Origin of the sequence: Pseudomonas sp. K8, from assembly GCF_014889455.1 — a bacterium.
Lineage (GTDB): Bacteria > Pseudomonadota > Gammaproteobacteria > Pseudomonadales > Pseudomonadaceae > Aquipseudomonas > Aquipseudomonas veronii.
Genome location: NZ_VJWO01000014.1, coordinates 103,208 through 112,358, shown reverse-complemented (window position 1 = coordinate 112,358; position 9,151 = coordinate 103,208). Strand labels below are relative to the sequence as shown.

Sequence of the window (9,151 nt, the reverse complement as noted above, 5' to 3'; positions counted from 1 at the left end):
CCTTACTGCTGATCTTCCGAGAAGACGCCAGCCGAGATGAGGGCGCCGCCGATATCGCGCTCGCCGTAAAGCAGAGGTTTGCAGCGGCCCTGGGCCATCGTGGTTACCGCGCCACCGAACGCATAGGAAGGCTTGTTTCCGTCGCCCTCCTTATCCAGCACGCCCAACGGTGACGGGGACATGCTCATGGCGATGCCGCCGATCATCAGACCAGCACCAGCAGCCACCAGATAGTATTGCTGCGTGATAGCCCCAATCACGACCAAGGCCAGGCCGGCGATAGTCGCAAACAAGCCGCCGCCCTTGCTTCCGATCACGATTGGCGCGATGCGGATCGGCTCAACGGTGTCCTGGCGCATCTCAATCTCGCTTTCGCTGAGATTGGTCTTCCCACGGAACACCGCATAGGTCAGTCCGCGCTCCTCGGACATACGAAGGAATCGCCTGAACCCGGGAATCTTCACGCACAGAGCGTGGACGGCCTCGGATGGCGAAGCAACGGCCAGATGATGCACTCTCCCGAATCGGGCACCGAGGATTCCATAAAGCATCACCAGAACCACCAGGGGCTGCGGGCGAAACGTTGTTCTCATTGCCATCAGTCAACCTCCGGCACTCGTTGGTGCCGAAGGATCAGCACGGTGTAATCAGCCCACATACCGCCGTAAACATCGCGGGTGGATTTCTTGTTGTAGCGGTGATGCAGGAACGTGCCCGGGGCCGGATGCAGATTTGGGACGCTGGCCAGCAGGCCGTCGCCCAGGTAGATGCCTGCGTGATTTGGCGCGCTGGCATTGATCTGCATGACGATCATGTCGCCCTTGCGCGGCATCGATACTGGGTAAAAACCGGCCTCTTCGTAATACTTCTCGTAGAGGCTTTCACCGGCGTTCCACCAGCCATCGCGGCGAGGGTAGTTCGGCAGCTCAATGCCATGCTCGCGCTCATAGTAGTCGCGGCACAGCGCGTAACAGTCCAGCAGGCCGTGACCGAACTCGCGGCCAATGAGCGGTGCCTGATAGCCGTCCGGCTTGAATTCGAAGTACTCCCCAGACGGCCAGCTCACAATTCCCCACGGCTTTTCATGCAACTCACAACTTACGCGATCGGTCATGCTCGGCACCGGCGGCACGTCGGGGTGGCTGTGAATGATCATGACCACCTCGCCGCGGTCCTCTGCATCGCACTTGTCCTCGGGGTTGATGATGAAGTGCTCGCTCGGGGTCTTGGCATCGTTGCGGCACGGAACGTACTTCAGGCGCCCTGCCTCGCGGATCACCACACCACAGCTCTCCTTGGGAAACTCAGCAGCGGCGTGGGCCTGGATCTGTTTCAGCATCGTTTTATTCATGGGTTGCCTATCCAATAAGCGAAGCGCCCGGCGCACCACCAAATGGCAGAGGGTTGCCCCGGCCATGGCGTATTTCACAATCGCTCACGCGCCCGCCGCAGCGGTCCAGCGCCGGATCGTCAACGGGGTTGCCGTCGAGATCGAACATCTTGATCCCGGTGTAGTTGCAGTCGGGGCCGCGATACTCGCCCCACAGGCACCACTCGCAGCGGTTCATGATCAAGCCGCCGGGAAGCATCTGCCCTTTCACCGCCGTCGGCGGCGCCAGTGAAAACACAACCTCCTCTCGCAACAAACTGGTCACCTGGTTGATATAGGAGATATCCAGCTTTTCCATGGCGCTGGCCGTGGGATTTCCTTCGGGGAAGTTCGCGGCGTCCAGGTACTTGGCATAGGTCTGCCGCACCGTGAGCTTGACCCCGCTCATCCCCTGGAACTGGCGACAAAGCGCAGTGATGGTGCCGTCGATGTTGCTGATCTTCAGCATCGGCGTTGAGCTGTTGCCCTCAACGCTACGCCCAAAGCCGCCCGTTTCGTAAGGCCTGGGCAGGTATGCCTCCCCCTTCCAGATGATCGGGGTCGACTGCTGGTGAGCGTGGTATCGCAAGATGCCCATGCCCCGCGCCTCACCGTCCAGCTCGATCAGTTGGATAATCGCGCCCGGTTCGAGCTTCTGGTTGTCCAATGTGATCATGGGTTGAATACCTGCTGGAAAGTGGTGCTGAGGGTGTATTTCTTCTTGCCGTGGGTTTGCAGTTGCCAGCCACCGGTGGTGATGTAGGCGCCTTGATCCTCAAGCGGCGGCGTCCACAGGAAGTGGTTTGCGCCCTTATGCCGCTTGAAAAATTCCCGAATCGGCTTGATATAGGCCTCGCCACCCGTGAACGACACCGCGTAGGTGCCGGACACATTGTTGATCCCCGCCGATAGGCGCTGGCTGTAGCCGTTGCCAAACTTCGACTCACGCGTATCTGTCTGGTCATCACCAGACGACCCAACCCGTGGCGACCAGGTGAATACCTCTGCCATCAGCTGTTTCTCCGATTGTTTGGATCGAGCAGGCCGTTCTGACCCTTCTCCTGCTGTATCACCTGCCGGGCGATCTTCGGCATTTCTGATCTGGCAGTGGCCAACAGAGCCAGCCCCATCTGCTCATAGCCCTCTGGCGCGTTGACTGCCCCGCCAGAGCCATCACCATTGATATGCAGGTGAATCTCAGGAGCAGCGCCAGAGCCTGCGCCACCAGCAACAGAGGGTGCGGTGAACGCAGGCGAGATGCCTGGGCTACCAACGAACCCGCCGCCGGCATAGCCAGGCTTTCCGCTGCGGTTCAGACCTATCAGGTAATCCTTCATTCCGGGCTGGTCGACCACTTCCTTGCGGATCACCACTTCACCGCCGTGGACGACCCCCTTGGGCTCGAACTTGCCGCCCGGCCCTGTGTAACCGCCCTCCGAGAAACCGGCCAAGGCCATGCCGGCAACCATGCCCGCGTTGGCATAACCCGCAGCGAGCAGAGCAGCGCCCACCGGGATGCCCCCCAGAATGGTCAGTTCGGCCGGAGCCTTCGCTGCGGCGATCTGCGCGTTCATGATGATAGACGCCACCGCGAAGGCCTTTTGCGCGACGAACAATGCCTTGTATGCCCCGGACTGCTCGCCAGCGATCTTGCCAACCATGTCTGCGGCCTGGCCCGACAACTCGCTGAAGGTGCCAATAACAGCCACCTTGTACGCCCCCTGGATATCAGACAGGCGTGACTGGTTGGACTGATTGATCTCAACGACGCGATCCAGGTACTGCTGCTCGGCGGCCAGCTTCTGCTCGTTGGTGCTTTGCTGGTCCGCCAGGATCTGGTCGCGCAGATCGGCTTGCATCGTCAACTGCTTGTCATGCCACTTCTTGAGTGCCGCCTCAGCTTCAGCGATTTTGACCAGCTCGCCGGAAGGCCCGCCCACCGAGGAATCGATGCCCCCGAACTCTGGCGCCTCGGTAACAGTGGCTTTCGAGATTGCATCAGCACCCGCGCGGTAATCGTCCGAACTGAGCTTCCCTGCTCGATTCGCTGTTTCCAGCACCAGCATCCGTTCTTTCGTGGTGGCCAGCAGCGCCTGCTCTTTTGTTTGCAGGCCAGCCATCAAGCTGTCATAGGCTTTTCGGGCGTTCAGCGCGTCCAACTCAATAGCCTTGCCCTCAAGCATGACCTTGTTCTTCTCGGTCAGCTTGGACAGTTCACCGGTAGTAAGGTCGTACCGAAGACGCCCCAACTCCGTGGTCTCTCCGTACAGGGCAACTTGCTGGGTGAGGTTCGCCAGGGTTTGTTTGTATGCGTTGTTGAGTTGCTCCGCTTGGCGCTGGATATCCTCAGATGCCTTTTTCGCCTTCTGCTGCGCTTCCTCGGATGCCTTGGCCGCAGCCTCAGAACCCTTGATCGCACCGGCAAGAATGCGCCAGCCCTCCGCTGTAGCAGGGTCGACACCTTCCCGCTCAATGCGACGATTCACTTCGCCAACAAGATCGCCGCCATCTCGAACGGAATTCAGTCGCTCGACCAGCGTTTTGGAATAGCTGGTCCAGCCGTCAATGGTTTTCTGGTCCGGACCTTCAATTTTCTTGAGGCCTGCGCCGGCCTGACCTGCCGCAGTAGCCACATCATTCAGGCGGGCGGTGAGCATATTGGCTACATCGCCGTAGTCGCCAGATGCCTTGATTGCCTCCCCGTATGCAGATGCCGAGGCATTGATGGCAGCTGTCATTTCCTTATTGGGACCAATTGCCCCAACCAATTGCTGGCTTGCTGAGTCGATGTCCTGGCCGCCGGCGATACGACGATTGAAATCTGTCACCGCGCGATCACGCTGGAACGGGTTGGCCGAGTAGGTATCTCCCCACTTGTCGTTGCCCTGGGCGGCGGCGCGAATCTCGCGAAGCGCCTTCTGTGCAGCCACTTGTGCGTCGGCCTGTTGCTGTATGACACCGTCGAGCTTGTACCGAGCCTGCTCTTTGCCGAGCTCGGCAAACTCCTTGCGCAACTCCTCTACAGGGCGCTTTAGGTCGACGGTAGCCTGGCGGGCCTTATCGCTGTTGTCGCGGAACAACAGATAACTGGCAGCTACTGCGCCAGCGGTGACGGCTAAACCGACCGGACCGCCCATGACACCAAGAAGCGCCGAGCCAGCTCGGCCCGCCAGCGATGTGGCGGCCGTTTGAGCGGTTTGGGCTGCGGTCTGAGCGACGGTAGCCTGCGTGTCGGCAAGACGGGCAAGGCGCAGGCGACTTAGCGCTGCGGCATGGGCGTCGGTAAATCTGGTTGCGGCAACTTGGGATTCTGCGGCAACGACCTCGGCAGCGGTGCGGCGCGCGGCAGCAGTAGCCGCATCAAGCTGCGCGGTAGTCCTACCAATTTCTGCGGAGCGGGCATCACGCAAAGCGCTGACCTGGTCGCGCAGCCCTTTAACTACCTCCCCGACCTTCAAGCCTCCGTATGCCGCGCCCGCAGTAAGTGCTGATGCCGCTAGAACGTCCATATTCTCGGCAACGAATGTGATTGCACCGGAAAGCGCCTTTGTGCTTCCGGTGGCCCCATCAATTCCTCCAACCCAAGCCTGGAACGAATTAGTCACCGTGGTGGTTGCTCGACTCACAGATCCGGGGAGATCCTTAAACTCGCCCTGAAGCGCGCCGAGCTGGCTGATAAGTGCAGGCACCACCTTGTCGATAGTGAGCAAGCCCTGGTCCGCCATGGCCTTGAGGTCTTTACGGGCGACCCCCATGCCTGTAGCTAGCGCCCGAATGACCCGATCGCCGTTTTCGTTTACTGAGTTGAACTCTTCACCACGCAGCACGCCCTGTCCCAGAGCCTGGGAAAACTGGGTAATTACCGAGGAAGCTTCTGCAGCGCCGGCACCCGACAGCTGAAGCCCTAGCGCCAACGCCTCGGTGACACCCAAGACATCGCTCGATGAGTAACCAAACTCGCGCATGGATGCAGACGAACGACTGAATAGATTCGCGTTGTCGGCGAAGGCTGTACCGGTGCGCTGACTTACCTCGAACAGAGATTTTTGGCTGACAGCGAAGTCTTCAGTGCTAGTTGAGGCTTGCTTTAGCCGTGCATTCACCTGATTCCAACTATCAGCCTGGTGGATGACGTTTCCGACAGCGAGCGCACCCGCCATGGCCTTGGCATATCCGCCCACTGTTGAGGTGAGCGCCTGCATTGCGGTGCCCTGAGCGCGGACCGCTGCCTCCTGAGATCTCCACGAACTGGTCGCGTCACGGTTTCCGGATGTGATGGTTCGGAGATAGCTTTGCCCCATACGGCCAGCCCTTGCCATCTCACGCTGATAAGCGCTTGTCTCGGCTGAAACGCTGACGATCAGGGAGCGTAGGGTTTGCCCTGCCATGCTTTTCTCCAGGCATTAAAAAACCCGCTTTGGCGGGCTATTTGGTTCTCTCACTACTGAGAATTTCAGAATTTTGATCGATGTAGAAACGCCATCGATTCAGGCAGTCGGCATAAACAACTATTTTCGAAGGTGGGTTACTCATCTGCTCGGAGAGCCCAACGTATTCCACTTTATCGCACTTCAATTGCTTTGCCGCCTTTAGGAGCGCAGCACGCTCTGCGGCTTTTATTCGCTCCACGCCACCATCACCCCACTGCTGATAAGTCTTGGGGTAGTGCTCTTTTGAATAAACTGAAAGAGCGGACTCATCGATCACAACTTCTGAGTCCGGTCTTTCCGAATTCCCACAACCAGCGATAACAGCAACAACTAAAACCGCATATTTCCTCATGGCTATCTTCCTTGCGAAACAGAGAATCTAGCATGAGGATAGGGCCTGCGCGGCAGGTGCACCATCGTCACTCGGAAGACTTGACCATCAAGAACGCCTTGAACAGCTGCTCTCCCTCCTCGGCCTGTGCCGCTTCATCAACCACCACCGCGGACTCATCTTTCCATTTAGGCATGAGGTCAACAGCAGAAACCTTCGCGCCTTGAGCTTGGAACACCGACGCCGCAATGATCGAAGCCTGGATATCGCCGCGCGTGTCGCTCAGCGGGGATTCCTGGTTATAGGCCATCCAGAGGAACAACTCCTCCGCGCTCATCCGTGAGCGCAGATCCTGAAGGGTCATACCAAGCCGGAGGGCAAGAGTCAGCATAAATGCCAACTCAGGCTCCTCCGTCAGTCGTTTCCCGCTGCGTCCACCGGATCTTCACAGCCGGCGCCGGCTGCAACACCACTCAGCTCAAAAATCTTGCCGACGAGGCGGTCATGTACAGGGCTGAACGCTTCGGCTACAGCAGGCACGTCTTCATCCTGGAAGACCCGTGCATTGTTCTCATCGAGCAACGCACGTACCAGGACGAACGCGTACAGCGGGGAGGATTGAATCTCTACCCGCGGCTCTACCGGCGGCTGGTCTTCACTTTCAGACACGGCGGATTGAGCAGGGAGCCCGGCGTCCTGGCGGGCTTCCGCAACTGCCAGCGCAGCGCGGCGCCGGTACTCGACCCAATCGCCAGCGCTCAATGCCCTGACGACGACCTTGGCGCCCTCCCATTCATCAATGGTCAGACCCTCATGCTTGAAATTTCGCATCGGGTCCAGCGCCATGGAGCGCAGATCAATCCCGCCGCCGATTTTTACCCGCGCCATTACGGCACCACCGGCAGGTCGAAGGATACGGCACCGGTGATACGCACGTTGAACGTGCCGTTAACGGTACCGTTTGGCGCGGCGTCCCAGGTGAACTGGGTTACCAAGCCGAGGAAGCTTGAGGACGACCCGTCCTTGAACAGCGACTTGAACGCGCGCGGTTCACCGTCATCGCGAGCAGTGCGCAGTACCGTCTGGGCTTCGTCGTCGGCCTTCCAGTTGCCGGACATGCTGAAGGTGCCGTTGTCGGCCAGGCCTACGGTGAACTCTTTCGCCTCACTGGCGAGCACCGTTACTTCGATCTCATCCGACTGTCCACCCTGGAACTGCGGCTGTTTGATCGTTACGGACAGATCGGCCCATTCAATGCCGACGGCCTTGGGGTCCAGGGTGGTGGTTTTAGAAACGCTGAGAGCCGTGCCCTGCGTTTTGACGAACTTCGCTTTCGTTGGGTTTTGAGCGGCCATGTGGCCTCCTATGGTTGCAGGGTGTATTCCCAGCTCACGCTGAAAAGTTTGGTATCGCTTTCAAATACGTCCGGCAGGCGATCCGCGCTGCCGGTAGTGAAGTCGGCGCCATCCGTGGTCATCGCGGTGAAGGCTTCGCCTGCAAGGGTCAGCGCCTGGAGAAAACTTTCGCCCCAGGCGTCGAGCTGGATTGTCAGGTAGCTGGAGCCGTCCCAGCCGGTGAGCGTGAAACCGGTGGTGGCGCCTACCGTTTGAATAACCAGGCGAGGCTGGGTGGCATCCTCTGGCGCAACGCCGAAGTACACGCGCCCGTCGACCAGAGGCGTGAGCCTGTCGATGAGGGATTTCTCGATCATTGGGTTTACCGGGTGATGGCGTTGTCGATGCCTTCGGCCAACTTGTCAGCGACAGCCTTCTCAATCTCAGGAAGGCTGCCATCCCAGGCCGGCCGGATGAAGGGGTGGGCCTGCATCTTCGAGGTGCCAAGCTCCAGGAATTTCCAGTAGAACGGGGCATCCCACTCCGTTTTGCTGGTTCGGCCTTTCTTTCCAGGGCGCTTGAGTGCCTTGGATTGTTTGCCGGCTGGCTTCTTTACACGGATGCCGGCGGTCGCGCCGCCCGGCGTATCAGCCTGCTTGAGACGTACCGCCGCGATGTTCTTCTTCAGTTTGCCGGTGCGAACAGGCGCAGTGCCGCGCACCTTGTCCCGGGCAACTCGGGCGCCGGCCATGACAGCGTCCCGGACGACCTTATTACCGACAGACTTGGCCAGCCGCTCGAAGTCGACCTGCAACTCGCCAAGCCCCAGAACTGTCAGCGATCCGTTGCTCATTTGGGTTTCACCGTTTTGCACATGAGTTTCAGCATGTCCCGCTGGTTGGTGGCCAGCGGCGCGATAATTTCGTAGGTGGTGCCGTCATGCACCAGGTGCTGGCCCGCTACCACGTCCTTGCGGTAACGGATGTTGATCTCGGCGGTGACCGTGACCTGCATCTGGGACGCAGCCTCGTACATGCGGCCGGAGGGAATGTTGATCTCCGCCCAGAGCTTGCCCAGGTCGCCCCAAACCTTCGATGGCTGGCCGAGGCCATCCTTGCCTTCGATGTAACCGCGCCGCATGCAGCGGTGACGCATTGGCCCGGCTCTCATCAGTAACGCTTCCTGTACATGAGTAGCCGCTCAACAGCCAGCGGCACGGTGGTTGAGATGGTGCCCAGCGCCACGCCCTCGCGGTTGGCGTACCAGTGGCCAACCAAAAGCAGAATGGCCTGCTCGACATCAGGGGTCAGCCCCATTTGAGCAGGCTCCACAGGATCAGCCTCGACCAGCTCCCTGTCGCAGTGCATGCCCACATGGGACTTGGCCGCCTCAAAGTAGCCGGCGATCAGAGCATCCTCTTCATCGTCATCGACCTTGAGGTGACTCTTCACTCGCGCCAGGTCGATCATTACTTGGTCTCGTCGGGCTTAGATTGCTTATTGGCCTTGGGTGTGGAGCCTTCCTTGTCGAGTGCAGCCAAACCCTTTCCGATCAAGCGATGAGCGTATTCCTCATCTTCCAGGTCGAGAACCTCGCCGGCGGATACTCGGCCGTTGTTCACCTTGACCTTGTCAGGGTCGCCTTCGAAGCCCCACAGAACTTTGACTTTCATAACCTTCTCCACAAA

At 59.4% G+C, this 9,151-nt stretch carries 14 protein-coding genes; all 14 read right to left on the bottom strand.

Annotated features, from left to right (window positions below; translation table 11 throughout):
- Positions 1 to 2: 2 nt before the first annotated feature.
- Positions 3 to 599 carry a tail assembly protein gene (locus INT12_RS13065; RefSeq protein WP_226926170.1) on the bottom strand — a complete coding sequence of 199 codons (597 nt, stop codon included), beginning with the start codon at positions 597 to 599 and terminating at the stop codon, positions 3 to 5.
- Complete coding sequence (locus INT12_RS13060; RefSeq protein ID WP_193039466.1) at positions 599 to 1,351, bottom strand: C40 family peptidase; 753 nt, start codon at positions 1,349 to 1,351, stop codon at positions 599 to 601. The genes INT12_RS13065 and INT12_RS13060 overlap by 1 nt, the downstream gene beginning before the upstream one ends.
- 7 nt (positions 1,352 to 1,358) lie before the next feature.
- Entirely contained in the window at positions 1,359 to 2,045 is a 687-nt protein-coding gene (locus INT12_RS13055) for a phage minor tail protein L (protein ID WP_193039465.1), read from the bottom strand.
- Entirely contained in the window at positions 2,042 to 2,380 is a 339-nt protein-coding gene (locus tag INT12_RS13050) for a phage tail protein (protein ID WP_193058867.1), read from the bottom strand. Before INT12_RS13050 ends, INT12_RS13055 begins: the two co-directional genes overlap by 4 nt.
- The gene (locus tag INT12_RS13045) at positions 2,380 to 5,757 is read right to left on the bottom strand and encodes a tape measure protein (protein ID WP_193039463.1); all 3,378 of its coding nucleotides are present in this window, start codon (positions 5,755 to 5,757) and stop codon (positions 2,380 to 2,382) included. The genes INT12_RS13050 and INT12_RS13045 overlap by 1 nt, the downstream gene beginning before the upstream one ends.
- A 37-nt stretch (positions 5,758 to 5,794) precedes the next feature.
- Positions 5,795 to 6,151 carry a hypothetical protein gene (locus INT12_RS13040; RefSeq protein ID WP_193039462.1) on the bottom strand — a complete coding sequence of 119 codons (357 nt, stop codon included), beginning with the start codon at positions 6,149 to 6,151 and terminating at the stop codon, positions 5,795 to 5,797.
- 67 nt (positions 6,152 to 6,218) lie between these two features.
- Positions 6,219 to 6,521, bottom strand: coding sequence for a DUF4035 domain-containing protein (locus tag INT12_RS13035; protein ID WP_193039479.1), 303 nt, complete (start codon positions 6,519 to 6,521; stop codon positions 6,219 to 6,221).
- Between the two features lie 23 nt (positions 6,522 to 6,544).
- Complete coding sequence (locus tag INT12_RS13030) at positions 6,545 to 7,018, bottom strand: phage tail assembly chaperone (RefSeq protein WP_193039461.1); 474 nt, start codon at positions 7,016 to 7,018, stop codon at positions 6,545 to 6,547.
- Positions 7,018 to 7,485: a phage tail tube protein gene (locus tag INT12_RS13025; RefSeq protein ID WP_193039460.1), complete on the bottom strand. Its 468-nt coding sequence runs from the start codon at positions 7,483 to 7,485 to the stop codon at positions 7,018 to 7,020. The genes INT12_RS13030 and INT12_RS13025 overlap by 1 nt, the downstream gene beginning before the upstream one ends.
- A gap of 8 nt (positions 7,486 to 7,493) precedes the next feature.
- The gene (locus INT12_RS13020) at positions 7,494 to 7,841 is read right to left on the bottom strand and encodes a tail completion protein gp17 (RefSeq protein WP_193039459.1); all 348 of its coding nucleotides are present in this window, start codon (positions 7,839 to 7,841) and stop codon (positions 7,494 to 7,496) included.
- Between the two features lie 5 nt (positions 7,842 to 7,846).
- The gene (locus INT12_RS13015; RefSeq protein WP_186765950.1) at positions 7,847 to 8,317 is read right to left on the bottom strand and encodes an HK97-gp10 family putative phage morphogenesis protein; all 471 of its coding nucleotides are present in this window, start codon (positions 8,315 to 8,317) and stop codon (positions 7,847 to 7,849) included.
- Positions 8,314 to 8,634, bottom strand: coding sequence for a phage head closure protein (locus INT12_RS13010; protein ID WP_193039458.1), 321 nt, complete (start codon positions 8,632 to 8,634; stop codon positions 8,314 to 8,316). Before INT12_RS13010 ends, INT12_RS13015 begins: the two co-directional genes overlap by 4 nt.
- The gene (locus tag INT12_RS13005) at positions 8,634 to 8,933 is read right to left on the bottom strand and encodes a head-tail connector protein (protein ID WP_193039457.1); all 300 of its coding nucleotides are present in this window, start codon (positions 8,931 to 8,933) and stop codon (positions 8,634 to 8,636) included. The genes INT12_RS13010 and INT12_RS13005 overlap by 1 nt, the downstream gene beginning before the upstream one ends.
- Positions 8,933 to 9,136 (bottom strand): hypothetical protein, encoded by a 204-nt coding sequence (locus tag INT12_RS13000; RefSeq protein WP_033899875.1) that lies wholly within the window; start codon positions 9,134 to 9,136, stop codon positions 8,933 to 8,935. The genes INT12_RS13005 and INT12_RS13000 overlap by 1 nt, the downstream gene beginning before the upstream one ends.
- Positions 9,137 to 9,151 lie beyond the last annotated feature (15 nt).

Coding starts and splice junctions, on each gene's coding strand:
- INT12_RS13065 (WP_226926170.1), bottom strand. CDS start 599: ATGGCAATGAGAACAACGTTTCGCCCGCAGCCCCTGGTGGTTCTGGTG.
- INT12_RS13060 (WP_193039466.1), bottom strand. CDS start 1,351: ATGAATAAAACGATGCTGAAACAGATCCAGGCCCACGCCGCTGCTGAG.
- INT12_RS13055 (WP_193039465.1), bottom strand. CDS start 2,045: ATGATCACATTGGACAACCAGAAGCTCGAACCGGGCGCGATTATCCAA.
- INT12_RS13050 (WP_193058867.1), bottom strand. CDS start 2,380: ATGGCAGAGGTATTCACCTGGTCGCCACGGGTTGGGTCGTCTGGTGAT.
- INT12_RS13045 (WP_193039463.1), bottom strand. CDS start 5,757: ATGGCAGGGCAAACCCTACGCTCCCTGATCGTCAGCGTTTCAGCCGAG.
- INT12_RS13040 (WP_193039462.1), bottom strand. CDS start 6,151: ATGAGGAAATATGCGGTTTTAGTTGTTGCTGTTATCGCTGGTTGTGGG.
- INT12_RS13035 (WP_193039479.1), bottom strand. CDS start 6,521: ATGCTGACTCTTGCCCTCCGGCTTGGTATGACCCTTCAGGATCTGCGC.
- INT12_RS13030 (WP_193039461.1), bottom strand. CDS start 7,018: ATGGCGCGGGTAAAAATCGGCGGCGGGATTGATCTGCGCTCCATGGCG.
- INT12_RS13025 (WP_193039460.1), bottom strand. CDS start 7,485: ATGGCCGCTCAAAACCCAACGAAAGCGAAGTTCGTCAAAACGCAGGGC.
- INT12_RS13020 (WP_193039459.1), bottom strand. CDS start 7,841: ATGATCGAGAAATCCCTCATCGACAGGCTCACGCCTCTGGTCGACGGG.
- INT12_RS13015 (WP_186765950.1), bottom strand. CDS start 8,317: ATGAGCAACGGATCGCTGACAGTTCTGGGGCTTGGCGAGTTGCAGGTC.
- INT12_RS13010 (WP_193039458.1), bottom strand. CDS start 8,634: ATGAGAGCCGGGCCAATGCGTCACCGCTGCATGCGGCGCGGTTACATC.
- INT12_RS13005 (WP_193039457.1), bottom strand. CDS start 8,933: ATGATCGACCTGGCGCGAGTGAAGAGTCACCTCAAGGTCGATGACGAT.
- INT12_RS13000 (WP_033899875.1), bottom strand. CDS start 9,136: ATGAAAGTCAAAGTTCTGTGGGGCTTCGAAGGCGACCCTGACAAGGTC.